Origin of the sequence: Capsulimonas corticalis (assembly GCF_003574315.2) — a bacterium.
Taxonomy (GTDB): Bacteria; Armatimonadota; Armatimonadia; order Armatimonadales; family Capsulimonadaceae; genus Capsulimonas; species Capsulimonas corticalis.
Window position 1 is genome coordinate 4,066,066 of record NZ_AP025739.1, and the last position, 26,639, is coordinate 4,092,704.

General features: G+C 62.7%; 20 protein-coding genes and 1 pseudogene. 6 read left to right on the plus strand and 15 right to left on the minus strand.

The annotated features are described in order from the left end of the window. Window position 1 precedes the first annotated feature (1 nt). Complete coding sequence (locus tag D5261_RS17435) at window positions 2–361, minus strand: hypothetical protein (protein WP_119322328.1); 360 nt, start codon at window positions 359–361, stop codon at window positions 2–4. A 108-nt stretch (window positions 362–469) separates the two neighbouring features. Between D5261_RS17435 and D5261_RS17440 the strand changes: the two genes are divergently transcribed. The 5 genes from D5261_RS17440 to D5261_RS17460 all read left to right on the plus strand — a co-directional run bounded on the left by D5261_RS17440 (window position 470) and on the right by D5261_RS17460 (window position 6,835). Continuing rightward, entirely contained in the window at window positions 470–1,114 is a 645-nt protein-coding gene (locus tag D5261_RS17440; RefSeq protein WP_119322327.1) for a hypothetical protein, read from the plus strand. Next, window positions 1,083–2,333, plus strand: coding sequence for a GNAT family N-acetyltransferase (locus D5261_RS17445; protein ID WP_119322326.1), 1,251 nt, complete (start codon window positions 1,083–1,085; stop codon window positions 2,331–2,333). Before D5261_RS17440 ends, D5261_RS17445 begins: the two co-directional genes overlap by 32 nt. Before the next feature lie 66 nt (window positions 2,334–2,399). Beyond that, a complete protein-coding gene (locus tag D5261_RS17450) occupies window positions 2,400–4,835 on the plus strand; it encodes a S9 family peptidase (RefSeq protein WP_119322325.1) in 2,436 nt (811 codons plus the stop codon). Then, window positions 4,835–5,947 (plus strand): DUF5700 domain-containing putative Zn-dependent protease, encoded by a 1,113-nt coding sequence (locus tag D5261_RS17455; protein ID WP_125206064.1) that lies wholly within the window; start codon window positions 4,835–4,837, stop codon window positions 5,945–5,947. Before D5261_RS17450 ends, D5261_RS17455 begins: the two co-directional genes overlap by 1 nt. Window positions 5,948–6,064: 117 nt before the next feature. Continuing rightward, a complete protein-coding gene (locus tag D5261_RS17460; RefSeq protein ID WP_119322323.1) occupies window positions 6,065–6,835 on the plus strand; it encodes a PP2C family protein-serine/threonine phosphatase in 771 nt (256 codons plus the stop codon). An 85-nt stretch (window positions 6,836–6,920) separates the two neighbouring features. On the opposite strand, the gene D5261_RS17465 is transcribed toward D5261_RS17460, so the two are convergent. The 9 genes and pseudogenes from D5261_RS17465 to nagZ all read right to left on the minus strand — a co-directional run bounded on the left by D5261_RS17465 (window position 6,921) and on the right by nagZ (window position 15,135). Beyond that, a complete protein-coding gene (locus D5261_RS17465; protein WP_125206063.1) occupies window positions 6,921–7,952 on the minus strand; it encodes a hypothetical protein in 1,032 nt (343 codons plus the stop codon). Window positions 7,953–7,998: 46 nt separating this feature from the next. Further along, window positions 7,999–8,529, minus strand: coding sequence for an ankyrin repeat domain-containing protein (locus tag D5261_RS17470; RefSeq protein ID WP_119322321.1), 531 nt, complete (start codon window positions 8,527–8,529; stop codon window positions 7,999–8,001). Window positions 8,530–8,553: 24 nt separating this feature from the next. Beyond that, complete coding sequence (locus tag D5261_RS17475) at window positions 8,554–9,225, minus strand: hypothetical protein (protein WP_125206062.1); 672 nt, start codon at window positions 9,223–9,225, stop codon at window positions 8,554–8,556. A gap of 152 nt (window positions 9,226–9,377) precedes the next feature. Further along, a pseudogene (gene erpA, locus D5261_RS17480) lies at window positions 9,378–9,737 on the minus strand (iron-sulfur cluster insertion protein ErpA); the annotation flags it as partial. Window positions 9,738–9,807: 70 nt separating this feature from the next. Beyond that, window positions 9,808–11,772 (minus strand): FAD-dependent oxidoreductase, encoded by a 1,965-nt coding sequence (locus D5261_RS17485; RefSeq protein ID WP_119322318.1) that lies wholly within the window; start codon window positions 11,770–11,772, stop codon window positions 9,808–9,810. 176 nt (window positions 11,773–11,948) lie between these two features. Then, on the minus strand, window positions 11,949–12,209 hold the full coding sequence (locus tag D5261_RS17490; protein WP_119322317.1) for a hypothetical protein: 261 nt from the start codon (window positions 12,207–12,209) through the stop codon (window positions 11,949–11,951). Then, window positions 12,210–13,208, minus strand: coding sequence for an alpha/beta fold hydrolase (locus D5261_RS17495; protein ID WP_119322316.1), 999 nt, complete (start codon window positions 13,206–13,208; stop codon window positions 12,210–12,212). It lies immediately after the preceding gene. A 64-nt stretch (window positions 13,209–13,272) separates the two neighbouring features. After that, the gene (locus D5261_RS17500; RefSeq protein WP_119322315.1) at window positions 13,273–14,010 is read right to left on the minus strand and encodes a hypothetical protein; all 738 of its coding nucleotides are present in this window, start codon (window positions 14,008–14,010) and stop codon (window positions 13,273–13,275) included. Between the two features lie 6 nt (window positions 14,011–14,016). Continuing rightward, a complete protein-coding gene (nagZ, locus tag D5261_RS17505) occupies window positions 14,017–15,135 on the minus strand; it encodes a beta-N-acetylhexosaminidase (RefSeq protein WP_165864314.1) in 1,119 nt (372 codons plus the stop codon). Window positions 15,136–15,470: 335 nt separating this feature from the next. Between nagZ and D5261_RS17510 the strand changes: the two genes are divergently transcribed. Continuing rightward, window positions 15,471–18,200 carry a bifunctional acetate--CoA ligase family protein/GNAT family N-acetyltransferase gene (locus D5261_RS17510; RefSeq protein WP_119322313.1) on the plus strand — a complete coding sequence of 910 codons (2,730 nt, stop codon included), beginning with the start codon at window positions 15,471–15,473 and terminating at the stop codon, window positions 18,198–18,200. Between the two features lie 223 nt (window positions 18,201–18,423). Here the strand turns inward: D5261_RS17510 and D5261_RS17515 are convergent, their stop codons facing one another. The 5 genes from D5261_RS17515 to D5261_RS17535 are packed head-to-tail and all read right to left on the minus strand — an operon-like array spanning window position 18,424 to window position 26,549. Continuing rightward, a complete protein-coding gene (locus D5261_RS17515) occupies window positions 18,424–19,569 on the minus strand; it encodes an anhydro-N-acetylmuramic acid kinase (protein WP_119322312.1) in 1,146 nt (381 codons plus the stop codon). Between the two features lie 3 nt (window positions 19,570–19,572). Next, the gene (locus tag D5261_RS17520; protein ID WP_119322311.1) at window positions 19,573–21,045 is read right to left on the minus strand and encodes an Ig-like domain-containing protein; all 1,473 of its coding nucleotides are present in this window, start codon (window positions 21,043–21,045) and stop codon (window positions 19,573–19,575) included. Window positions 21,046–21,051: 6 nt separating this feature from the next. Then, complete coding sequence (locus tag D5261_RS17525; RefSeq protein WP_119322310.1) at window positions 21,052–22,881, minus strand: alpha amylase family protein; 1,830 nt, start codon at window positions 22,879–22,881, stop codon at window positions 21,052–21,054. A gap of 18 nt (window positions 22,882–22,899) precedes the next feature. Then, window positions 22,900–24,624 (minus strand): glycosyltransferase family protein, encoded by a 1,725-nt coding sequence (locus D5261_RS17530; RefSeq protein WP_119322309.1) that lies wholly within the window; start codon window positions 24,622–24,624, stop codon window positions 22,900–22,902. A 17-nt stretch (window positions 24,625–24,641) separates the two neighbouring features. Beyond that, window positions 24,642–26,549, minus strand: a complete 1,908-nt coding sequence (locus tag D5261_RS17535; protein WP_494400707.1) for a DUF8459 domain-containing protein — start codon at window positions 26,547–26,549, stop codon at window positions 24,642–24,644. Window positions 26,550–26,639: the final 90 nt, after the last annotated feature.

Below are 26,639 nucleotides of genomic sequence, written 5' to 3' on the forward strand. Positions count from 1 at the left end.
TTTACGCATTATTCTGCGTATTAGTAACAGGTGACGCTTTCTCCCCGTGACCATGAGCCTCCGCCCACTGGTTCGCCGCGAAGTAGAGGTGAATGCCTTTGCTCGCGATTACCGATCCCGCCAGCGCCATCAAACCCAGCAGACCGATCCGCATGACGTAAGTCGCCAGCGCCGCGCCGATATTGGCGGCGGGAGGCGCCGTTGCGCCCTTCGCCACCGGCAGCGCCAATCCTGGAACCGGAGATTGGAACAGATGCATCGCTTCCATGAACACGAAGCAGAGCATGGCGATCCCGGCCAAAAAAACGAGGATGGCGATCAGACGCCCAGGGAGGTCTGTGAGGGATTTCGACTGAGGCATTCGGAGATTCCTGTTTCGTTCAACTTCTGCCAATAATATCACAGTGAGCGGCGTCAAGTCAAGGAACGCCGATTTCGCGAATTGCAGAAAGTCGTGGTAAAATTATCTATGGCATCGCTTCCTGTTTTTCTTCGGCGTGCGCTGACCGTGACCGCCGTTATTTCCGCGCTTGGCATGACCGGCGCGCAGCGAACTCAAGCAGAAATTGTCGTTTCAGGAACGAATGCGGTGGTCTGTCCGCCGCTTCAGGCCTGGTGCGAACACCATATCCCTCGGATGTTTCAGCCCAAGGCGCGCGTGACCGTGCGCAACTTGAGCGACCATCAAATGGCCGCGTATCTGTCCGGCGGCGACAGCGCCGTGGATCAGGATTCGAAGTCCTCGCACACGCCCACCGGCGACGATGACGATATCGACGGCATCTATGAAAACGGACCGCCGCGCATCACCCTGCGCATCCCGAAATCGGGATCGGTCGACATGATGACCTTTACGCACGAATACGGCCACTACGTCTGGTTCAACTTGCTGAGCAAGAACGACCGCAGCCGCTACGAGAAGATTTACAAGCGGCAGGCCGCGGCGAATCATCTGGTGACGCGCTATGCGGCTACGGACTTGGAGGAAGGATTTGCGGAAGCGTTCTCGTTCTACGTCAACCAGCCTTTGCTGCTGGAGCGGCGTGATTCGGCGTCGAGCGACTTCTTCAGCGGTCTTGTGAATGCCGAGACGAATACGGGAGCCGAACACTAAACCCAATCCCTGGCAGGTCAGAGCCCCATTCCCCAGCGAAGCGGAACGGGTCCTGCAAATCCTCTGCGCCGCCTTTCGCTTGCGTGTGGACGCCGCGCGTCCTATCTTCTCAAACGATCCCTTTTACGATCTTTCCCACAAGCGTGTTTTGACATCGACGGCGCATGGGCTCGTCGCCAGCCTCACCATCGTTCCGGCGCGCATCCGTGTCGGCGCCGCATGGATCCCGTTTGGCGGCATTGCGGGCGTCGCCACGCAGCCCGAGCATCAGCGCCAGGGATATGCTGGGGAGCTGCTTCAGGGCGCCCTGCGCGCCCTGACCGGAGAGCTGAGGTATCCGCTCTCCGGACTGTTCACGGACCTTCCCTCATACTATCGGCGCTTTGGCTGGGAGTACGCCACACAGAACTGTGTGGTCACGTCCGCGCTCGCCGCGCTGCCGAAGTACGCCGGCGGCGAATACGTGCGGATCGCCGCGCCTCACGACCTGCCCGCCCAAAAGCAAATCGAGACCCTCCACGCCGCCGCGCTGGAAAAGCGCCCCACCGGCGCCTTCGAGCGTGACGCCCGGCGGTGGGCGGTGATCCGTCACTTTCTTCCCGGATGCAAAATCGCCCTATACCAGCAGGACGGTCCCGCCGCAGGATATGTCATCTTCGAAGAATCCCAGGAAATTCTGCGCGTGCAGGAGCTATACGGCCAGGATCGCCGGGCCGAGCGCGCCCTCATCGGCTTTCTGGCGAGCCGCCGCGCGCAGCGCGTGGAGTGGTCGGCGCCGTTTCCGGAGATCACGCGCCTGTGGATCCATGAGTTCGGCGCCGCGTGCGAATCGTCGTCCTTCTCTGTAAATCCCGATATGATGATCCGCGTCGCAGATGTCGCCGCCGCGCTGTGCGCCGCGCACGCCGCCAACTTCGCGCCTCTTCTCGCCGCCTCCGGGCAGACGCTGACGGTGATGGTGAATGACGACTCCATCTGCCCCAACAACCGCAATCCTCTGCGCATCACGCCGGACGGAATCGAGCCAGGCGCGCCGGATGACGCGGACCACATCACTCTGGGCATCGCGGCGTTCGGCCAGCTTTTTCTAGGACTGCACGACGCCTCGACGATGGAGGCGCTCGGCAGACTGACGGCGTCCCGCCCCGCCGCGCTGGCCGCCGCCGATCTGCTCTTTCCGGCCAGAGATCCCTTCGTCGCGCAGCCCGACCGGTTTTAAGGAGTGACCGATGCAATCGGTCACTCACGCAGGAATCCCCCTCTCTTCTCGCGAAATTCGACACACATGCCCACCAAACGCAAACTGCGCATCACCCCCGAAGCTCTGCTCGATTTGAAACTCCCCAGCGATCTGCGCATCTCTCCCAGCGGCGCGCGCGTGGCCTATACTGTCGAGGAGACGGATTGGGAGGAGAACGACACCTCGCAGCACCTTTATGTGATCGACGCCGAACTCAACAAAGATCCCCGCCAGCTGACGCGCGGCAAGACGCAGGAATTCGGTCTGGAGTGGTCGCCGAACGGTGACTGGCTCGCGTTTCTGCGCATGCCTCCGGCGGACGACGACGAGGAGGACGATGAAGAAGGGGACGGCAAGGCGCAGGTCTGGCTGCTGCCGATGGATGGGCTGGGGGGCGAGGCCGACAAGCTGACCGATGCGCCGCAGGGGATTCTGGCTTATGAGTGGCTGCCGGATTCGTCGGGCATCGTGTATATGGCCCGCGAGCCGCGACCGAAGCCGCTTCAGCAAGCGCATGAAGACCGGATTGAGGACGAAGAAGACGCGTTCGTGGACCGGGAGGAGAAGTTTCGCCGGCAGATCTGGCGCATCGATCTCGAAAAACGAAAGGCTGCCCTGATCCACCGAGGGGACCTCGGGATTCTGGAGATCGCCGTTTCTCCCGACGCGCAGCGGATCGCCTTTCTCACGAACTACACCGGGGAGCTGAACGACTATCACAAGGCCGATGTCTGGCTGCTGGAGCTGGAAAGCGGGCGCATTCGGCCGATCGTCCAGGGCGCGGGCGGCAAGTATCAGCTGCACTGGGCGCCCGGCGGCGAAAATCTCTATTATATTCAGGCGCTGGAGCCGGAATACTCCTACTCCCAGAGCAATCTCTTCGCCGTGTCGATCCGTGGCGGCGATCCCGTCAACGTGACGGCGGTCTTCGATCACGATCTGGTCGGCTGGCGCGGCTACTGGTGGGACCAGGACGGCCGACTGTACCTGAGCGCCGCCGTGGGCGTTGCGACCGCCGTGTTTGTGCTGGAAGGCGAGGAGTTTGTCGCGCTGATCCAGAACGACGAGCATATCCACGAGTTCACCGTCTCACCCGATGGCTCCGTGGCGTATATCGCCAGCGGCAATCAAGATGCGCCGGAAGTTTACTGGCTTGCGGCCGGCGCGGACGAGATGGTCGTTCTGACGGAGCTCAACTCGGACTGGATGGACCAGTACGCGCTCTGCCCCGTAGATGTCGTGAGCTGGACTTCTCCGGACGGGACGCCGATTGAGGGGCTGATCACCTATCCCAACGGCTACGATCCGGAGCTGACGTATCCGCTGATCCTGAACATCCACGGCGGGCCGCACGGACGCGTGGCGCAGTCGCTGACGTCGGGGACGCCGGCGCAGGTCTACGCGTCGGACGGCTTCGTGGTGCTGTCGCCCAACTATCGGGGCAGCGAGGGGTACGGCAACGCCTTCAGCACGGCCAACCGGGGCGACCTGGGCGGCGGCGACTACTGGGACTGCATCGCCGGAGTCGACTGGGCCGTGGCGGAGGGGATCGCGGACCCGGAGCGGCTGGGGATCATGGGCAGCTCCTATGGCGGATATCTCACCAACTGGGCCATCACGCAGACGGATCGTTTCAAGGCGGCCGTTTCCGCGTTCGGCATCTTCTCATTTGTGACGGACTTCTCCAACTCCGAGGCGCCGCGCTGGGAGATGGAGTATCTGAACGGCTCGTATTGGGAGCAGCCGGAGCTCTACGCCGCCCGTTCGCCCGCGACGCACGCGCAGGCGATCCAGACTCCCATTCTCATCCTGCACGGCGACGCCGACAGCAATACGTTCATTTCGAACTCGCTGGAGATGTACACGGCCCTGCGCTTGCAGGGAAAGACCGTGCAGTATGTGCGCTATCCGCGCGAGGGGCATGGGTTCGCGGAGCCCAAGCATCGCGTGGACGAGATGCGCCGCTGCCGCGCGTGGTTCGACAAGTACGTGATGGGCGCCGGGCAGACGACGACCTATCGTCTGGGCGATAAGATCGTGCAGGACGGCTGGGAGCTGACCGTGGTTCACGCGGAAGTCGCGGCGTACGTCGGACATCCGGCGGCGGCGGGGCGCTTCGTCGAAGTGGCGTTCGTGCTGCGCGAAGTGGCGGAGACACGCGCGGAGCTGACCCTGGGGCCGGCCGATATCGCCCTGACGCGCGGCCTGTCGTCCTCTGGACGCAGCGGCCGGCCGATCGGCCTTCCGATGACGGTCCTTGGCCAGAAGGTGCTGGCGGAGGGAACGCGCTGGCGCTTCGCGTTCACGCCCGAGAAGGATGAACGCGGCCTGTCCGCCCCGATCTCCGTGACGTTCCGAATCTCCACCGCCGGCGGTCCCTACGCCCTCGCTGTGAAAGACTTTCCGCCGATCACCTTCGATATTCCGGAAGAAGACAAAGACGACGATGCGCCGCCGACGGCGCGGGAGGATGAGCCGTAATGATCCGTCCAGCAAAACGGGGCATGGGCGCGCTGCTCGGCGCGGTTCTGGTTTTTCTTAGCGCCGGCGCTTATGCGGCGGATACCAAAGTTAAAGCCGACGCCGAGCCGAAAGTCCAGATCACCGTGGACGACAGCGCCGTGCGCCAATTGATCGCCCTCGCCGCCGCGCACGACACGACGGACGCCAGCCTGGACGCCTGGATGGATCTTCCCGCGAACGCGTATCTACTCAAGATCGGCGCCAGTGAGGAAAATCTGACGCGCGCCCAGCTCAAGGCGAACGCCATTGAGGCGATCAACGGAACGGCGACGCCGAAGACCCAGCCTTCCGATGATATGGGCGCCATGCGCTTCACCGCCGAAATTTACACGAAGATGCTCGATACGCTCCAGGCGTCGCTCCCCAATCGCCTGAAGCGCATTACGGACCGCGACAAGCAGTTCTCGCCGCCCAATACCGACGTGACCGAGACCGTCTACCTGCATCTGGGCGGAGACTGGGACGCGATCAATGCGAACGGCGCGATCTATATCAATATCCGTTACTGGATCGAACAGGCTCAGCCCAGCTGGAACGGATTCAACATGGTCGTCGCCCACGAGACGATGCACACGATCCAAAACCAGGCCTATGGCAACCCCGAGGACCAGGCAGACGGCCCCGGCGCCTTCCTGACCGCCTTGTCCAAGACACAGCGCGAGGGGACCGCGCGTTACGTCGAATACGATACCGATCCCGAAGCCTATGGCCAGGGCACCTACGGCTTCTTCTCCCGCGCCGTCACCACGGAAACCCTGCGCAGCTTCCCCACCGATATCAACTTGCTCAAGCCGCTCTACGATTCATGCTTTCCAGCGTTCAGTCACGACAAATTTGTCCAGAGCTACGCGAGCGGGGTCAGCGGCGGCGGCCCCTTCTACGACGTCGGCCACGGCATCGCCAAGGCCATCGACGAACGCCTTGGCCGCAAGGTTTTGATCGACACGATCGCCGGCGGCCCCAAAATGTTCTTCACAAAGTATCTCGAACTGTGCGACAAAGACAAGAACTTGCCGAAGCTGCCCGACGATGTCGCGAAGCAGGTGAGAGTAATGCCGGACAAACTCTAGCGCCTTAATGATTTCCTGGATGTTCACGGGGATCGTATGGTATAGTAAATTAGTAGAAAATTGTACTCGCCCGCCGGAATTTCTGCTGGAAAGCACTATACTTTGCAAGACCCCCTAATGCCTGCCTCGACCGAAGAGGTTCGGCAGGATCGTTTGTTCCTTTCGCGTCCGTTTGAATCCTCAGTCACACCAGAATTTTCCGCCGCTCACGTGGACGCGCCGGCGTTCCTGCCTTCGGGCGGCGACTTCCATAATGTCTTCCCCATTCACGATGGTTCCGGTGACGTCGGCGTCATTTTGGGAGATGTCGCAGGACATGGGGAGGAGCAAACAGCGCAAGCCGAACACATGTGCGGGCTGCTATCCGATTGCCTGGCGATCGGAATGTCTCCCGCCGATACGCTGACCGCCGTCAATGCGATCGTGGAGCCCGACCCGAATTTTCCGGTTTTCGGCACTGTTTTCGCGGGAACGATCGAAGCCAATACGGGGAAGCTTACTTACGCCAGCGGCGGCCATGAGCCGGCCCTGATCGCCGAGCCGCCCACCTCAGCGCCGCAGGTCGTGGAGGAGCTGGAGGGAACCGGGCCGCCGGTCGGCGCGTTCCCCGCGGACATGACCAGCTACGAACAGCACGAAGCAACGATTACTTTTGGCGCCACTCTGCTCGTCTACTCCGACGGCGTTTCCGAAGTGCGGACCGCCGATAAGCAGCGGGACTGGTTTGGTCTGGACCGCCTGAAAACTATCCTCGCGGAACTGGCGGCGCTGCCCCCGCGCCGCCTCGTCTCCGAGCTCATGCAGCGGGTAACGCTGTTCTGCCGAGGCCGCTTCCACGACGACGTGTCCGTCCTCGCCGTACGCCGCGAAGCCCGCCGTCAGAAATAGCCTCCGTCACAGACTTTTGCTCGTGCGCGACTTTAAAATCATAGCCTCGGCGCTGTTACAAAAAAGCTGGCGGCGTATCTACTCGTCAGTAGCCATTGACGGTATGCGCGATTTCGTATAATCGATGTTCTTTTGTGGCTAGCGCATCGGATCTGGTGTTATAAGCGCGAATTCGGTCGACGTGTTCGATGTACTTCGCGTGATAAGCGTGGCGTTGATCGTTGTGCGCGTTCACTCGTTTATCGAAATCAACGCTTGCTTCCGGATCTTTTGCCGCACGCGTTGGCCGCTCCGCCTCAAGGTCTTTTTCCTCGGCGTTCAATCGATCCGACTCCGCGCACATCGTATCCCATTCCGCCAGGATTAACTGCTTTTCGATTTTTAAGTTTGCGGACTCCGTCGAAATGTCCCTCTGAAGCTGCTCCGCCTCCGCCTTGAGGGCAGGGGAGAGGACGTGCTTACCCTGGCCGCGCTCATGACCTCTATCCCAGAACCTCCAGTGATAGCTGTTTCCCGCAACAAAGATCCTGTTTCCAAAGGCGGGAAGATCGTTTGGCGCGGATGCGTTAAATGTGGTGACACCCGGGTTGACCGACACTCGCAGCTGCGCATGCGGATCGATATGTATCTCGGGCTCGCCGTCAATGTGCAGATAGAGAGTCTTGTCCATATCGTTTTTCACATTGAGGACCGGCGGAGCATCCGTTCCCGTTTGTTCGCTCGGCAAGTCGACGCCCTTGTTGGGATGCAGCGTATATCGAACGGTGAGACGATTTGACTTAGCCCAGCCCTGACGTCCCGAAGACAGTCCGATCACATGCAGCCAGCCGGTTGTCTCCTTGCGGGAGACCAGTATGGTCCAGTCTTGAGGATTGAGCGCGCTGATTTTCGCCGAGCCGGCGTCAGGCTCGGTAAATAACGCCGTCGGCGTGTTCACGATCCCGACATCAACGCCAGGGTCTTTCCAGACCGGTGCTTGAACGCGGCTATGGGGCGTTCCTGCGGACACGTGGCAGATCGACGTTATCCAGATAACCGCAATGAGTAGAAAGGTCTTCAAGTTTATGTCCCTCTGTCTTAAACGTGAATTTACCTGATACTCGCGGGAATACGCCAAGTGCGGAATGCTCGCGGCAATTTTTTTTTGTGGATGGACGATCGATTTAAGAAGGCGGCAATTGTTCCAATTCCGCCAATCCACGCGCTTTCAGCAGCTCTGCGGCGCGGCCATTTTCGCGGATGATCAGCGTTGAGGTCAAGCTGCTGAAATAGGAGAGGATATTCTCGCTGTCGCCGACTTGCTTCATCAGAAACTTCATCACGGCGATCTTGCCGTTCTCCGCAGCCGTGGCGATCGCCGTGTCACCGCAGTCGTTTTGCATTTTGAGATCGGCGCCGCGCTTGAGCAGGAGCTTGCACATATTCAGATAGCCGAGGCCGGCCGCCTCGATCAGCGGCGTGGCGCTGAAGTGATTGCGCGTGTTGACGTCTGCCCCGTGATCGAGCAGCCAATTCGCGGCTGGGAGCTCGTTCTCGACCACAACATAATGGAACGCCGTTTCGCCGATTGAGTTGCGCGCGTCCAGAATCGTCGGGTCAAACTTAAGCAGCGCTTCGGCCAGCGTGAAATCGGAGCAGGCGGCGTCGCGCAGCTCGTAAAATCGAGAATCCGTGGGTTTCTTAGTAGTTGTCATAAGAGTGCGCCAGAAAGAGTATCGTCATTCAGACTTTTGAAGCGTCAGCGCGGCGGCTTCCGCCAGCGGCAGGGTTTTGGCGGAGTAAGGCTCCCCGTCGAGCGCGGCGACGATGATCGCGTTTTGTCCGGTCGCCGAGGCATAGTGGAAACCATGCAGGAAGTGCGCGGACCCCGGCGTCACCGGAAATTTGTAATACTGGCGCATCGCCGCCAAGTCGCCGATCGATCCGGATTCCGGACTGCTCTTCACGATATCCGTTTTGCCGCTAAGAAACGGATTGCCGCTCAGAATGGTCTCCAAATCCGTCGGCGCCGCGCCCGGCTTCGCCTCCGACACGATCACAAAGAGGACGGGAAACGAACCGTCCGCTCGGGAAGCGCCCTTTGCCGAGTACCCGGTGATCGTCGCGATCTCCGTGGACATATCCTGCTGGTCAACCGTGTAGCCAATCGGTAACCGCAGAGTATAGATTCCAAAATGCGTTGCCCGATCGAGCTGTGGGACGAGCTTAGGATTTGGGATCCACGACGACGCTCCCGTGGCCGCAGCCGGCGCCTTGTCCGCAACGGGCTTATGCGTATCACTCTTCGCATGCGCTGGCTTCGCGAAACAATGACTTGCCGCGAGGCCAGCCGCAATACAGAGCGCGAGGGCAGGGATGGTATTACGAAACAGCGGTTGCTTTGTATTCATGGATAAGGGCATTATAACACGAAAAAACGGGCGGCGGGGCCGAAGCCCCGCCGCCCGTTTTCTGATTTTCGACTGCGTGATTAGTGGCAGCCGCAGGAGCCGCAGCCGCCGCCGGCTTTGGTGTCGAGGCCGGCGGCCTCTTCGTCGCCGGTGCTGAAGCTGGAGCCGCATCCACAGGACTTGGTCGCGTTCGGGTTCTCGATCTTGAAGCCGCCGCCCATGTCGGTCGTGATGTAATCGACGACGGAGCCGGACATGTAGCGCAGGCTGGTGTTGTCCACGACGAGGCGGATGCCGCTCAGGTCGAAGACTTCATCGCCGGGCTCGACGTTCTCATCCAGCGCCATGCCGTACTGAAGGCCGCTGCAGCCGCCGCCGGAGACGTAGACGCGAAGATACAGATCGTCGCGGTCCTGCTGGGCGATCAGCGTGCGGACTTCTTCCGCCGCCGCGTCCGTGATCGAAAGGGGCGACGCCACTTCGGTGGTGGTCGGCTCGATAACTGTTGACATTGTTTTCCTCCGTAGCGGGTTCAAATTCCGCCGGTATGACAATCACTGCGATCGTTTGCAGTGAAGACGATTAGCTCTTATACCCAGCCGCCGTGGGAACGGGCGGGAATGCAGTGCGAGTGATGGTTTCCACGGGAACCAGCGACTCTTCGTATTCGAACGCCTCCATGGAGATACAGTCCATCGGACAGATCTTGGCGCAGAGGGCGCAGCGGATACACTTGGTGCCGTCCATCAGCATGATGGTGCCGTCGTCCGGCAGCAGCTCTTCCTGAGGCACGCCGTACTTTGCCTCGATCAGCGCCGCGACGTCGGCGTCTCCCGTGACATCCGTGACCGGAACCATCTTCAGGATGCTCTCCGGGCAAATATTGATGCACAGGCCGCAGAGGATACACTTCTCCGCATCGAAGACTACGTTAACATGACAACGCAAACAGCGCATGCCTTGTTCCCGGGCGGCCTTCTCCGTGTAATTAAATTCGACCAGATCGAAGCCCGCGGCGCGCGAGTGGGTCTCTCGCTCCGGCGGCTCCTGGCGGATAAAGGCGTCGTACTTGTCCGGCATGCCGTAGTTGACGATCGGCAGAGCGCGCATATAGCCGCGCTTGACGAGCTTGAAGCTCTTGCCGGTCAGGAACTCATCGACGCCCACGGCGCACTTCTGCGCGGAGGCGATGCCGTCGATGAAGAGGCGCGCGCCCACGGCGATGTCGCCAACCGCGAACACATCCGGGTGATTCGTCGATTGCAGTGTCTCCGGATCGACATCGATCGTGCCGCGCGGAGTTTTCGCGAGGTCTTCGATGCCGGTCAGGAAGTTCCAGTTCACCATCTGGCCGATGGACACGATGACCGTGTCGCACTCGATGACCTTCTCGGTGCCGTCGATCAGCTGCGGGTTGAAACGGCCCGTCGCGTCGATCAGCGACTTCACCTTCTTGGTCAGGATTCCGGTGACGTGATCTTCGCCCAGGATCTCGACCGGCCAGGTCTGCGGGTGCAGCTTGACGCCTTCGAGAATGGCTTCTTCGATCTCGTACTCGTCCGCGTTCATCTGCGCGCGGGATTCGCCGAAGATACAGTCGATCGTCTTCGCCTTGGACGCCAGCACGCGCGAGATATCCGTCATCGCGTAATTCTTCGGCTTGCTCAGCTGAGACAGGCCGGGAATAACGTTCGTACGTACTGTCATACGCACGACGTCCATCGCAACGTTCCCGCCGCCGATCACCACGCACCTCTCGCCGACATGGTACGGTTTGCCCATGTTGACTTCGCGCAGCAGGTCGATGCCGATGTGGACGCCCTTACCGCGCAGCTTTTCTGCGCCCGGGGTGGGGGAGGGGCGGCCCGCCATAAATCCGGCGGCGATGATGAAGGCTTTGTAGCCCTCTTCGCGCAGCTGCGGAATAGTGACGTCTCGGCCGACGCTGACGCCGAGGCGCAGATCGACGCCCAGCTCGCAGATGGCCGCGATCTCCAGGTTCATCAGCTCGCGGGACAGCCGGTAGATCGGAACTCCGGTCGCCATCTGACCGCCGGGGATCTCCAATTCTTCGAAGACCGTGACGCGGTAGCCGAGGCGGGCGAGGTCGTGCGCGGCCGTCATGCCGGCGACGCCGCCGCCAACGACGGCGATTTTTTCTTTGTCCAGAACGGGACGGGAGGAGCCGCGCGCGTTGGAGTACTCCAGGGACTTATGCAGGTCCTTGAGGTTCTCGACGCCGTACTGCTCGGTCGCAAATCTTTTCAAAGCGCGGATGGAGACGGGGCCACTGGTGTCCACGCCGACATTGCCGCGCGTACACTTGGTTTCACAGGGGCATCCGCAGATGCGTCCGCACATGGAGGCGAACGGGTTTGGCGCGCGCGCGATCGCATAAGCGTCTTCGTAGCGGCCTTCGCCGATCGCAATCACGTATCCACGCGCGTCGGTCTTCACCGGACATCCGGTCTGGCAGCCGATCTTGCCGCGCCAGTAATCGATGTCCGGGACCTTTACGCGATAGGGAGCTTTTGTTTCTTCTGCCATTCTCTCACGCCTTCACTAAACAAAGAGGAGGATGCGCCGTCCCGATGCCCGCCGACCCCCTGTGGGGGGCGGCGGCATTCGAGCGAGAACATCTTTGATACACTGCTCTAATTGTACCATATCCGGCCACGCTCCACAAGGGAACGCGGCCGGTTTGTGAAAAAAGGCGCAATCGCTTAGTTCTTGCTTGGTTCTTCTTCAATCACGATATCGACTTCGTGCGCCTGGAACATCCGGACGACGAAACCGTCTTCCTGCATAGCGTCGCGCACGCCCAGAGCGATCTCCAGGTCTTCGCAGATCTCAAAGGCGACATCTTCGCCGGCCTCGCCGACGACAATGTAGGACTCGCCCTCTTCCAGATCCATGTCGTCGTCCTGATCCGCCATCGTCAGCGGCACGCTCAATTTGCGGTCCGCATTTCCATTCTGCGCCATTTATTCGTTCTCCTGTGGTTTCTTCGATCGCGTGCGCGTGGCGCGCGGCGCGTCTTCGGTCAGCAGCTCCACAACCAGTCGGTTGAAGCCCTGCGCTTGTTCGTCCTGCGGCAGCAGTCCGGATTTGTCAAATACGCTCAGCTCCGCGCGGGCGTTCGCCGCGAGGAAAGCTTCCGCGTCGGAAAGCGGCGTCATCCGCGCCTCGCGACCCCAGACGATACGGATCGCTTTCTGTGTGAGCGCCGGGAAGGCGGCGGCGACGCTGTGATTGAGCAGGCCGCCGATAAACGCCGGCGGCGCATTCTGCGAGCCGTATTGGTGCGAGACCGTAAAGTAATGCTCGATCATCTCATCGTCCACATACGACGGATCGAAGTACGTCTGGTTCATCAAGTAATAGCGCAGCGACGGGACCGATGTCAGCGCGTTATGCACCGTCGTTCCGATCAGCGGCGCGTGCAGCAATTGATACGCCAGCTCCGTCTTCGCGCCCGGCTCTTTGGACAATCGCCGCAGGCCGGTCGGGCAGACCAGGATCAGGTTCTGGATCAGATCGGGCAGATCGTGCGCCGCCTGGACGGCGTACGCCGACGACAGGGACGACGCGACGATCGCGCACGGCTCTTTGATCACTTCCTTGATAAATTGTTCGATCTGCTCGATATACTTCTGGCCGGTATAGTCGATGCGCGGCTTATCGGAAAGTCCGAAGCCCAGCAGGTCCAGTGCGTAGACATTGAAGTGCTCGGAGAGGCTGTCGAAGTTCTTGCGCCACTCATAACTGGACGCGCCTTCATAAACGCCGTGCAGCAGCAGCACCGGGAGCCCCTTGCCCTGGCGCGCGTAGAACAGGTCGCCATAGGGGCCGGGCCAGAAGCGCCCTTCGCCGCCGAGCGGATTGCCCTGCGCCTTGGCTTTCGCAAAGATCGCGCTGTTCGCCGCGGCCAGCGCGGCGACTCCCGCGCCCGCCCATAACAATCGCTGGACTGTTTTATTCATTGATGGTGGCTCCTGCTCTTTTCATGAGTGCGTCATACCCAAAAATCCAAAGCGCGCGAAATCTTTAAAGAGTGCTGAAGTACGTCTTGAGCGAACTTGAGAGATCCTGGAGCGGCGGCGCGCCCGCCTGCGCCTGTCCGACCGCCGCGTATCGCCAGTGCTGGGTCGCGAAGATCAGCATCGGACGCGGCGGCCCGCCGCCGATATGCGTCACAAGCGCAATCGATGTCCGGAACGCGTTCTGCTCCGGCGTCGGCTGCCCCGTCGGGATCGCGTACAGATCGATCGCCGGCGCGGCGGCTGCGCCCTGCCGATACGCGGCGTGGTAGATCGGAGTCAATGTACCCGAAAGGACCGTGTCTTGATCCATTTCCGTCCGCTCAAACGGCGCCATCTTCGGCGGCATGACATCGGCCAGCTTCGCGCCCGTCACCGGCAGCTCCGTCAGCGGATCGCCCGGCGCGCCCTTCGCGATCGGCCCCGCCGCCCGAGTCGCCGCCGCCGGATGATGCCCATAGCGCTTTACGGCTACGACAATCAAGACAATCGCCACGATCAATGTCAAAAATGTGATGCCGACGACGCCCAGACAGGCGCCGAACGACTGCTGGCGGAACTGTTCGTCGTCGACTTCCTTGGCTTCCTGGAACTCCTCGGAGTTCTCGATCTCGGCGCGGACGGCCGCCATCTCGCGCGCGGTCTCGTCGTCGACGGTGATCAGCTTGGCGAAACACGTGGGGCAGGTCGCGGACTTCAAACTCGCGTACTGGGCGCCGCAGCGCGGACAGACTTTCGCGGCCATGAGGCGTTATCCTCTCCCCGCCGCAGCCGTGACACGCGCAACCAGCGCCTGGTGCTCCGCGAAATCGATTTCCGGATACGCGGCCGGCGTCTGCGCCCAGCGCGTTTTTGCGGCGGCGATGCGCGCTAATGATTTGTCGATACGCGCTTCCGTGATGCGTTCGTTCCGAACCGCCTCCAGGATTGCGTCCCGGATGCCGAATTGCGTCGCCAGGGTGTGGCAGCAAAGCAAGATGTCCGCGCCCGCCTCCAGCGCCAGCACCGCCGCCTCCGCCGAGCCCCAGTGGTCCGCGACGCCCTTCATCTCCAGGCAGTCGGTGATAATCAGCCCTTCGTAGCCCAGATCGCCGCGCAGCAGTCCCGTCAAAATGGCCGGGGACAGAGTCGCCGGCAGAGACGCGTCCAATTCCGTGAACACAATATGGGACGTCATCATTCCCGCAAGTCCCGCCGCGATGGCCGCGCGAAAGGGAACAAGCTCCACGGCGTCCAGCCGGGCGCGGTCCACGCGAATGGTCGGCAGCGCGTGATGCGAATCGACTTCGGTGTCGCCATGTCCGGGAAAGTGCTTGCCGCACGCCAGCAAATGCGCGTCGTCCTGAAAGCCGCGCACGGCCGCGGCGCCCATTTGCGCCGCCCGCGCGGGATCGTCGCCATACGACCGGTTACCGATCACGGGGTTTTTCGGATTATTGTTGACGTCGAGCACCGGCGCGAAGTCCCAATTGATTCCCACCGATTTCAGCTCCTCCGCGATGGCGCGCGCGATTCGCCGCGCGTTTTCCGAATCCGCCGTATCGCCGATGGTCTTCGCCGCCGGGAATCGTGTATAATCCGGCGCAGCGAAATGGCTGACACGCCCGCCTTCCTGATCTATCGCGACAAACAGCGGCGGCAGTCCGCGCGCCGCCGCGCGCGCTTGCAGCGCCGACAGCATCGCGCGCGTCTCGCCGGCGGTTCCGATATTGCGCGCCATCAAGATCACGCCGCCGACGGCGAGCTCCTCGATGAGCGTCGCCGCGTGCGTGTTGACCGTGCGCGCGGACTCCGGCGTTTCGCCGATCCAGCCAAAAAACAGAAGCTGACCGATCTTTGCGGGAAGGTCTGGGGATGTGGGGACGTTCATAAGTTTCATACAGCCATGCAAACAGATGCTCTATGATGGCGCAAAACCCCCGCGCTTGTCCAGTGCCGCGATGGGTATACTGTGGGCGATTGCGCTAGATACTCAGGCGCTCGCTGTGCCCCCGCAATGAATTACGGGGCTAGGGGCGCAGAGCGCCGACCGTCCGTGCCGTACGGAAGAACAAGAAACGCTGGCGATAATTATCCTCCGTCCGGCACGGTGGGCGCCCTTTGGGCGCTGGTTGCGAAGCAACCCCCAGCCCCGTATTTCAATGCGGGGGCGCGACGAGCGCTCAGAATTTATCCTGAAAGCAAATTTCGAAAGGCCGTAACCCGATGCCCACCACCGACCCCGCCCACGATGTCCTGCGCTCGGAAAGCCAGCCGCTCGATGTCTTTTTTAAGCCCAAAAGCGTCGCCGTCATCGGCGCCACCGAGACGCCCGGAAGTGTCGGCCGCACGATCCTGCAAAACCTGCTCAGTAGTCCGTTTGGCGGGACCGTCTTCCCGATTAATCCCAAGCGCAATAGTATTTTGGGCGTCAAAGCCTATCCCAATATCGCCTCCGCGCCGGATCCCGTGGAGCTGGCGGTGATCGTCACGCCCGCGGCCTCCGTGCCCGATCTGATCGGCGAGTGCGTGGACGCCGGCGTCAAGGCGGCGATCATCATCTCGGCCGGCTTCAAGGAAACAGGCCCTGAAGGCGCGGAGCTGGAGCGGCGCGTGCTGGAGAAGGCGCGGGCCGGCAATTTACGATTGATCGGGCCGAACTGCCTGGGCGTGATGAGCCCGCTGAACGGGATGAACGCGACATTCGCGCAGACTATCGCGCTGCCGGGCAATGTCGCGTTTATCAGCCAGAGCGGCGCGCTGCTCACGGCGGTCCTCGACTACAGCCTGCGCGAGAAGATCGGATTCAGCGCCTTTGTCTCCATCGGCTCGATGCTGGATGTCGGCTGGGGGGATTTGATCAATTATTTGGGCAACGATCCCAAGACGCAGAGCATCGTCATCTATATGGAGTCGATCGGCGACGCGCGCGGATTTCTCTCGGCGGCGCGCGAAGTGGCGCTGACCAAACCGATCATCGTGATCAAGGCGGGACGCACGAGCGTGGGGGCCAAGGCGGCGGCCTCGCATACGGGAACGCTGACGGGAAGCGACGACGTTCTGAACGCCGCGTTCCATCGCTGCGGCGTCCTGCGCGTCACCAGCATCGCCGATCTGTTCTACATGGCCGAGGTCCTGAGCAAGCAGCCGCGACCGCGCGGGCCGCGCCTCACGATTTTGACAAACGCCGGCGGCCCCGGCGTTCTCGCGACGGATGCGCTCATCACGGGCGGCGGCGAGCTCGCCGAAGTGTCGTTGGAGACGATTGAGGAGCTGAACGCCATCCTGCCCGCCGCGTGGAGCCATAACAATCCCATCGATGTGCTCGGAGACGCCGGCGCGGACCGCTACGCCAAGGCCCTTCAGATCGCCGCTCAGGATCCCAAGAGCGATGGTCTTCTCGTTATTCTCACTCCGCAGGCGATGACGGACGCCACCGCGACCGCCGAACTGCTGCGCCCCTACGCCAAAATCCCCGGCAAGCCGATCCTCGCCAGCTGGATGGGCGGCGAAACCGTGGCGGCCGGCGAGCGGCATTTGAACGACGCCGGCATTCCATCCTTCGCCTATCCCGACACCGCCGCGCGCGTCTTCAACTACATGTGGAGTTACAACGAGAACCTGCGCGAGCTGTACGAAACGCCGCAGCTTCCGACCGACCCCGGCGTCGAGTACGATATCGCGCGCGCCGAGCAGATCATCTCCGACGTGCGTAAATCCGGCCGCACGATCCTGACCGAGCCCGAGTCGAAGAACCTGCTGGCGGCGTACAATATCCCGACCGTGGAGACGCGTATTGCCGCCACCGAGGAGGAAGCGCGCCGCGCCGCCGAGGAGATCGGCTACCCGATCGTGGTGAAGATCTATTCGGAGACGATCACGCACAAGACCGATGTCGGCGGCGTTCAACTCAACCTCAAGAACGCCGACGCCGTCGGCGCGGCGTACCGGGCGATCGAAGAGTCCGTGACGGCGAAGGTCGGCGCTGAGCACTTTCAGGGCGTCACCGTGCAGCCGATGGTTTCCATGGGCGGCTACGAAGTCATCATCGGAAGCTCCATCGATCCGCAGTTCGGCCCCGTGCTCCTGTTCGGCTCCGGCGGCCAACTGGTCGAAGTCTACGAAGACCGCGCGCTCGCCCTGCCGCCGCTCACCACGACGCTCGCGCGCCGCATGATGGAGCACACCAAAGTCTTCAAAGCATTGCAGGGCGTGCGCGGCCGCGCCAGCGCCGATATCGCCGCATTGGAACAACTGCTCGTCCGCTTCAGCCAGCTCGTCGTCACGCAGCCCTGGATCGCCGAGATCGACATCAATCCCTTGCTCGTCTCGCCCGAACGCTTCCTCGCGCTCGACGCCCGCGTTGTCCTGCATCCGTTGGACACCAAAGAAGAAGACCTGCCTAAGCCCGCGATCCGCCCGTATCCCGTGCAGTACGTCCGCACCTGGATCGCCAAAGACGGCGAGTCGGTCACCCTGCGCCCGATCCGTCCCGAAGACGAGCCGCTCGTCACCCAGTTCCACGAAACGCTTTCCGAGCGCAGCGTCTACCTGCGTTACTTCCAGCCCCTCAAGCTCGACCAGCGCGTCGCGCACAACCGCCTCATCCGTATCTGCTTCAACGACTACGATCGCGAGATCGCCCTGGTCGCCCAGCGCCAGCTCCCCGGCGACGGCCATGGCGATATCGTCGCCATCGCGCGCCTGAGCAAAATTCCCGGCCGCAGTGAAGCCACATTCTCGCTGCTCGTGAGCGACCTGTTCCAGAACCAGGGCGTCGGCAGTGAGATGCTGGGACAGTTGGTGAAGATCGCACGCGATGAGAAGCTGGATCGCTTGACGGCGGAGATGCTGTCGGAGAACTACGGCATGCAGGCGATTTGCCGCAAGCTAGGGTTTACGCTGACGCCGCTCCCGGACATGCCGCAGGTGACTTATGCGGTGCTGGAGTTGTAGGGAGCGCCCTCAGCCTTCGTGCGCCTCTCCCGGCAAACCCACCCCGGCGCTTCGCGCCACCCCTCCCGCCGACGCGAAGGGTTATTTCAGAGCGTGTTATCGCAGGCGACTTTCGTAAGAGGCAATCTTCCAAACCCTTCCCGTCGGCGGGAGGGGTGGCGCGAAGCGCCGGGGTGGGTTTGCCGGGAGAGGCATGCAAAGCGCCGAGATAAGCCACTTAAACTCACCCCGCCGTCAAACACCCCAGCAGCCGCGCCGCGCGCGCGCCGGTCGCGGTGGGCGCGCTCGCCGCAATCCCGTTCACTCGCGCCGCCGCCAGGACCGCGAAGGCGAGGGCTTCTTTGGAGGCGCTGGATATTCCCAGAGCTTCGTGTGTTTGTACTTCAGTACCGGGCAGCGCGGTCGCCAGGCCCTGCATCAATGCGGCGTTTTGTGTTCCGCCGCCGCCGACAATCATGCGCGCGGGCGGGGCGGGAAGGGCGAGAATCGCGGCGGCGATGCTGCGGGTGGTGATGGCGGCGAGCGTGGCGAGCTTGTCTTCCGGGCGGCAGTCGGCGCAGGCTTGTAATACTTTTCCCAGAAAAACTTCGTTGAAGAGTTCGGGACCGGTGCTCTTGGGCGGCGGCGCCTGGAAATAAGGATGCGCGAGCGCCTCCGCGACGGCGCGTTCTTGGACGCGGCCGGAGAGCGCCGCCTGGCCGCCGTTATCGCGGCTGGCGCCGAGGAGGCGCTGCGCGGCGCCGTCGATCAGCGTGTTGCCGGGGCCGGTGTCGAAGGCGATAATGTCGGCGAGTGAGCCGCCGGCGGGGAGATAAGTGAGGTTGGCGATGCCGCCGATGTTCAGGATGACCCGTGTTTCCGTGGGGGATCCGAGCAGGACATAATCGGCGAACGGGATCAGCGGCGCGCCTTCGCCGCCGGCGGCGATATCGCGGGCGCGGAAGTCCGAGACGACGGTGACGCCGAGGCGCTCGGCGATCGTCGCCGGCTGGCCGATTTGCAGCGTGCCGGGAGTTGCCGGCGTGGTCGATGGCGGCGAATGCCAGACGGTCTGGCCGTGCAGACCGACCGCCGCGATCGTGGCGAGATCGATGGCGGCGTCCTGAGCGGCGTGTTCGATGGCGTCCGCATACACGGCGCCGAGCGTGTGGTGCAGGGCGCAGACCTCCGCGATGGACGTCGGTGCGCCGCCTCGCAGGCGCAGCAGGCGGTCGCGCAGGTCGGCGGAGTAGGGGACGGCGTAATCCGCCGTGAGATGGACTTCGAAGCTGGGGCGCTGGGCGTCGGCCGAGAGGATGTTGATCTCGGCGAAGGCGACATCCACGCCGTCCATACTGGTGCCCGACATGACGCCGCAGAAGAGAGCCATGACTTATCCTTTGATCTCGCCTTGGTTATCCACCCAGACTCGAGTGCGCGTGGTGTGCAGAGCGCGGTTGAATTCGTCCTGCGCGCGTTCTTCCACGACATACTCTCCATCGGGGCTTTCGCGCGTATCCCAGGAGAAGTTAAACGGCGCGGTATTGGTGATTCCCCGGAAGGCTCCATCGACATAGAACGCGACGAACCGGACGCGCGGATCGCTGACCGGCGCGTCGATCGTGACGGAGCCGCGCTGGATCGGCGTCTTTCCCGCCTTCGCCAGCAGCAGCGCCTGCTGCTGATAGTTTTTCACCTGAGTGTCGATCCGCGCCGAGAGCCAGGCTTTGTCGGCTTGTTTGTCGCGGATCAGCCGAACCGCCGTCACGCTCATGAAGGCTCTGGGCTGGCTGCCGACGACCGTTATCATCGGACGCCACGGTCCATTTTTTACGCGGATCTCTGCGCGCCAGGAGTGCGCGGGATCGTTTTTCAGCCATGCCAGATCGAAGTTCCCGAAGAAGAGCGGGGGCGTGCCTTCCAGGTCCGGTTCGCGCTGCTTCGCCTTGGAGCCAAGGATCAAGACCGACGCCGCCCACGCCTCGGGCGACTGCGAATTGTGGTACGACGGCTGGATCTGAAACCCGCCGCGCCGCTCGTTTCCCGTTCCCTCAAACTGCTTGGAGGTCGTGATCGGCGCCGTCGAGACGGTGATCACGCCCATATGGCTCGTATTGATTCCGCCGACGCCGGTGTAAGAGCAGCCGTCGTAGCGGCCGACGCCGTAGACGGGCTTGAGCACGCTGGTGACGCGCTGCTTCGCCCCATCAGCGTAGGCGGCCGTGACCGCGCCGCCCACGGTGTTTTCGAAATCGACCTGCGTGAGCGGGTTTTCGGGGCGCTTCACGACGATCACGAAGACGTCGTCCGGCTGCGGAGCGTAGTTCACCGGCAGCGGCGAAAGGCCGCCGTCTTCGTCCTGACGAAAGACCTCGTTTCCGGCGTAGGGCGATAGCTCCCGAAAGATCGACTGTCCGACGGGGATGTTCGTATAGATGCCTGAGTCGCCGGCGACGTGGCCGCCGAATCGGTCCGGCGTCTGCATGAACTCATGGGGCAGAATGGCGATCAGCTTGGGGTAGGCGCTGCTCAGATCGCCCACACGGATCCGCAGGCCGTGGACGGCGGACGCCGCCACGCTGCTGAGCGGCGCGTAGCCGCTGGCGAGGTAGCCCTGAATGCAGGTCTTCGCGGGCACGAGCACGCGGCCCAAAAGGCTCCAATGGCTTCCCGCATCCTGCGAGACCTGAATGGCGCCGTCCACGGCGTTGACGATCCGGAGGCGGTGTGTTTCCACCTGTGCGAACGGGGTAAATGTGCGCGGAGTCTCACGCGGCGGCACCGGGTCCTGCGCGCCGGCGGGAATGGCGATCAACGTGAGGAGCGCCAGGGCGGCGGCGAGAGCGTAACGAACTTGCTTAATCACGTACGGTTAAAATCCTGTGTCTTCAATGCCCTGATAGGCGGGAATTTCGGGCTGCGGTTTGCCGGCGGCTTTGTCGGCGGCGTGCTGGGCGCGCACCTGCGCGAGTAGGCCGTCGACGGAATGCGGAGCGACGGCGCTGGTGTGTCCGAAGGCGTCGGCGATCGTGTCCCACCAATTGTACTGGATAATCTGCGACATATCAAAGATCATCACGCCCTGCGTGGAGCCGGCGGCGGCTTTGATGGCGCGCTCGAACTGCGCCGGATCGTTCTCGTAGGAGAGCGCGTAGATGCCGGCGTAGGTCCAGGCGGCGTCATTCACCACGCGGTTCGAGAGCAGGCCGGCGCCTTCGACGGTCGCGCCTGGTCCCGTTCCGGCGGCGACGGCCTCCGCCACGGTCGCCTTCGTGTAGTAGCAGCCCGTCGTGATCCAATCCAGAAGGCTGGCGATTCCCGTCTTCTGATACTCAGGGGTAAGCCACGGGTAGCCCGCCTGGAAATCCTGACCGGCCCAGTTCATGCCAACCTTTTCGTAGTCGCCGTACCAGGAGCCGACATACACGGCCATCTGCGCCTTGGGGCGAACGGAATGCACGACGTTCGAGGCCTCCGCCACCCACGACTGGATATTCGAGGCGCGCCAGGTCAGCCAGTCTTGATAGTAAGGGCCGTAAATCGGGGCCTGGCCGGGATATTCGGACTCCCGATAAACGTCGTCCGGCCATGTCAGCGCGTGCCCAACATGCTGCTCGAATGTCGTGCGGCTGAGCGGGCTGAAGTCGGCGTTGATCGCCGCATAGCGCAGGCGGTCGTCGAAGATCATGCCGTCCACATCGTAATTGGTCGCGACTTCACGGACGATATCCAGATTGTGCTGGCGGACTTCCGGGTTGATCGGATTGCAGAACATCGTGATCTTTTGGTCGGGGACGCTGACGATCGGGACATATTTGGCGACGCTGCGATAGGTCATGATCTCGCCCGGAATGGCGTGCGCCTTCAGCCAGTCGCCCATCACGCCGCTGCCGGCCAGCGCCGATCCGCGCGGCGGCAGGGTTACGTGGGCGTCGGCCAGCGACGCTCCGTCGTACACCGCCGTCACGCGCGCGTCGAAGTTCAAAATCGCAATGGTGTAGCCCGGGCGGTTCTGACCGATCAATCCCTGGCCCGTGAGCGCGCCAAGACCTTTGTCGTCCTTCGGAAGCTGGTTCATGTAGGTGATCGGCGCCGATGCGCCCTCATACGAGACGCTGCGATCCGTCTCGTACATGATCGTCTGCCAATCCGGGTGCGTGTACGCCAGGCCGCGCTTGACGTACTTATGCCCCTCGCCGAAAGTGCTCATATTGGCGTATACAGTGAGGCCGGCGGCGTGCGCCGCGTCCAGAACGCTGCGTAGGACATCGAAGCTGGGATCGACTTCACCGTTTGTCCACTTCGTCAATCGCGGCGCGAACTTGCTCGGATAGATCGTTTCGCCGACGATCGGCTTCACATCCAGGACAATGGTGTTGATTCCGCTGGATTTGACCTTCTGGATGATGTCCGTGACTTTCGCCTCTGAGTTGAGGTTGCCGACATTGGCGCCGGCGTCCATCCAGAGGATACGGGTTTGCAGACCCTTGGCGCGCGCCGTCTGCTGGGCGATTCCCACGGAATCGTTCTTGGCGTCCAGCACGATGTCCGTGGCCGACTGAGGGGTAGGTGAGGGCTGAGGAGTTGGGCTCACGGTTGTCTCCGGCGCGGCGGGGGCAACGGGCTGCTGTCCCCAGGCGATGCTTGTTGTGACGGCGGTGGCGGCGACGCCGCAAAAAAACGAAAGAGTCCTGAAACGCAAATAAAGCTCCTGATATCGTTATGGAGCCGGAACGGCGGCCGAATCTTGTTCCAGACTCCAGACCGGGCCGTGCGAGCTCTCCCAGGCGATAGACCGTCGCCAAGGGCGGAATGTTTCTTGAATTTGCGCGCGGTCGATCTGTGGGTGCCGCTTGTGCAGCGCATCGAGGACCGATTTATCACTCAAGACTTCATCGAGAACATATACGCGATTTCCCGCCGCCAGCGTTTGCGCGATTTTTGCCTGGATCGTCTCCCGTGAGCGGACGGCGTTTTCGCGCGCGCGCGTCGTCATCGTATGGATGGAAATGCAGTCGCGGTCCGCGAAGTAGGGGATATCCACTTCGCACTGCGCGGCGTCTCCCGCTCCGGCCGCGACGATCAAATCCCCCGGCGCCGTATGCCGGCGAACATCCATCGCGATGCGCCGAAACGGGCTGGACTGCGTGTTCTGATGCGGACCGATGCTCGCCATGAAGTTGACGACGGCGTACAGCGCGATCCAAACGCCGAGGATCCAGTTGACCGCGAGTCCCGTGCGCCCGGCGCGGTAGTGCGCGAGCGAAAGGGCCAGTAGCAGCCCGGTGGGGATCAGCACCGGAACCCAGAAGACGAAGTATCCCGGCGACCAGACCGTAAAGAACAGCGCGTAAGCGATGACCCAGATCAAGCTGACGATCAGCAAGGGCCGGATATGCGTCCGCCAAAGGAGGGGAAGCGCGACGAAGAAGGCGTAGACGGCCACGAACCAACCCAGAAGCGCCGTGAAGTAAAACGCCAGCAGGCGCGTTGGCGCGCCGCTCAGGTGGAAGGTGCCTTGCTTGCCGGGAGGCTCGACGAACGCGGCGCGGCGGAACGCATAGGCGTCCAGGCGAATATTGCGCAGGATTTCGAAGTTCCACCACCAGCCCAGCTCCGCGTATTCGCTGGACCAGCGCCGGAACTCGCCGAGCGAATGGAAACGCAGGGCGACGATCCCGACAATGGCGTAGACGATCAGGACGAGGGCCAGGCTGGAGACGAGGTAAATCGCGGCCAGAGTCCAGCGGTGTTTCCAGGCGGCGCGAGCGGGCAGGTCGTCTTCCTGATGGGCGAGAAGCGCGGCCGCCGCTCCCACCACCAGAAAAAGGCCGGCGCTTTCATGGTACAGAATGGCGAGGCCGCTGAGCGCGCCCGCCAGCGCCGCCAGGCGCTTGTCGCCGGTCTGGATCAGGCGGCAGGCGGCCCAAAACGCGGCCAGCAGCAGGACGGTGCTGGGCATATTGACCCGGGCGTCGGTGGCGCAGATCCAGTAGCCGAAGGAAAGCCCCAGTCCCGCCGCGATCAGCAGGGGAATCCAGCGCGAACGCTGGAGCAGCGATCGCAGCGCCAGGTAGTACAGCACGAGGCCCAGCGCGCCCGAGGTCGCGTTCCACGCCTCCATGACGGGCAATGGGCCGCCGATGTAGCCGAATGCTTGGGACACGCGCCAGAGCACATATCCCGTGGCGTTGAACAAGAGGTGGTGCGGGTGGAAAAGCCAGTGCAAGTCGTGCGTGCGCGGATAAAGCCGGCCGATCTCATTGGCGTAGGAGACGGCGTCGAAGGTGTTGTACTGCGTGGCCGTCCAGCGGTACAGCGTCCAGAAGATCGCGAAGAGCGCAAGCGCGGGCAGCCACACGCCGGCGGCCTCGGCGGCCGGCGTTCGGGTTCCATTCGCGTCGCGCGCGAATCTGGGCATATGCAGACTGATTTTGGCCGCCATAAGTTTGCTCGGTCGAATCAGAGGGTGTGCGCGATGATGGACATCGGATAAAAGGAGCCGTTCAGCGGCATGGTGCGCAGCTTCACGATGCGCGTCTCTCCGCCGGCGAGCGGAATGCGCGCGATGATCGGTTCATTGGGCGGCAAGGTGGGGTCGAACTCCAGCACGGGACCGTCGTCCACGCGAAAGATGCCCGCCACGCTGCCGGCCTCCGGCGCAAAAAACAAACCGACTGTCTTCAGATCCGTCGTCGGATTGCTGAGTTTGAGATTGATGACGTAATCGACGCCGTAATTTCCATAAAGCAGCAGCTTGCCCGTAACATCTTTCAAGGAATCGTTGTTGCCGATGCGCATATAAGTCCACGAGCCGCCCACGGTGAACAGTGCGTCGCGCGCGATCAGCGGCGCGCCGAACACCCACGGCGACATCGCGCCGAGCGGAGAGCCGTCGCTGTCATTGGAATGCTCCAGGGCCGGCGAAATAAACGCCGAGTTGCCCGCCGTCGCCGTGAGCAGCGCGGTGATGGGGGAAGAAACGGTCTGATCGTCGCCGTCGGCGGAAAGGCAGAGCGTGACCGCGCCGCCGCCGGAGATCGGGCGCAGGTCGACCACGCCGCTCACCGTCTGTTCCGGAGCGAGACGCTGGCTAATGATCGGGACCCGGCTGAACGCCGGCACATCGAGCACCATGCCGTCATTGGCGGCGGCGGCGCGCAGGTAGCGCGATCCGGCGCGCCGTCCAACCTGGATGGTGTCCGTCGACGGGTCCGAAATTCCGGCGATCACATGGACCCGCATCGGGCTGTCGCTCTCATTGACGAGGTCGGCGTGGAAGATCAATGGGCGGCCGGAGCCGTTCTGGTGGTGATAGTCCAGACGGGTCGGGATATCCGGGAAGATTTTGGCAAGATAAAGCGTTTGCCCGCGCATGACGCGCTCGGGGTGGTTGGAGTAGAACAGCCGTGCGGGCGCGCGCTGATCCACCGGCTGATTGACAATGGTGATCGTAGTGGACGACTGCACCGGCAGCAGGCCCGCGCCGGTGACGGTGACCGGGATGGTGACGCGCATTCGCGTCCCCGGCGCCGGCGGCCGGTTCACCTGGGGGCGCGAAAGCAGCTGGACACGCGCGCCAAGTTCGGGAGCGACCGCGCGGGCAAGCCCGGTGTATAGCGCCGTGTACGTGGTCGCCACCGAAGCCGACGGCGTTCCCGTGACGGTGACGGTCGCGGCGGGATCGATCTGGGCGGCGTACTTCATGACCGTGACGGTGAAATCGAGCTGGGCGGTCGAGCCGCCGCTGACGGCGCGCACGGAGACGATCGTTCGTCCCGCGGACGCGCCGCTGACGATCAAGCGCCGTGTCGCCGGGTTGAACTGGAGCTGCGCGACGCCCGGCGCCGAGCTTGTCAGGGTGATCTGGTCAGTGGAGACCGCGCCGCCCACGACGACGGTGCGTGTTTCGCGCAGCGGGACGATCAGCGAGCGCTTGGAAACCGTGAACGGCGGCTCCGCGAGCATGTCATGGATATTGGACGCCCACGTGCGCGCGAGGTCCGGCAGCTTCATGCCGTGCGCGGCGGCCTCCGCCGACGTCACCAGCAGCAGGCTGCCTCCGTGAATCGTGATCGACCATGTCGAGCCATCCACCTTCATCGCATCGACGGCGACTGGCAGCGGCCAGGTCTCGATGACGCCTTGCAGCCGTCCCGCCGCCGCTTCCGCCCGCACCGAAGGCGCGAGACCGCCGGCGGACGTGCGCAGCGTAAACGCCGGCCGATCGTTGATGGTGACGGAGGCGAATGTCTTGTCGTTGATCGTTTGTGTCGCCACGGAAATGCGCGGCTGGAACGCGGCGCGGGCCGGCGTGCTGAATATCAAAAGGGCGAAGGCGAAGAGCGCAAAGGCCGTACACCCGGTCATGTTGCGCAAGGTAAGAAGCTCCTGGTTCGGGCGACTGTCATGTTCATGAAAACTACATCCCAGATTATGCGGGAGCGCCGGGCGAAAGTC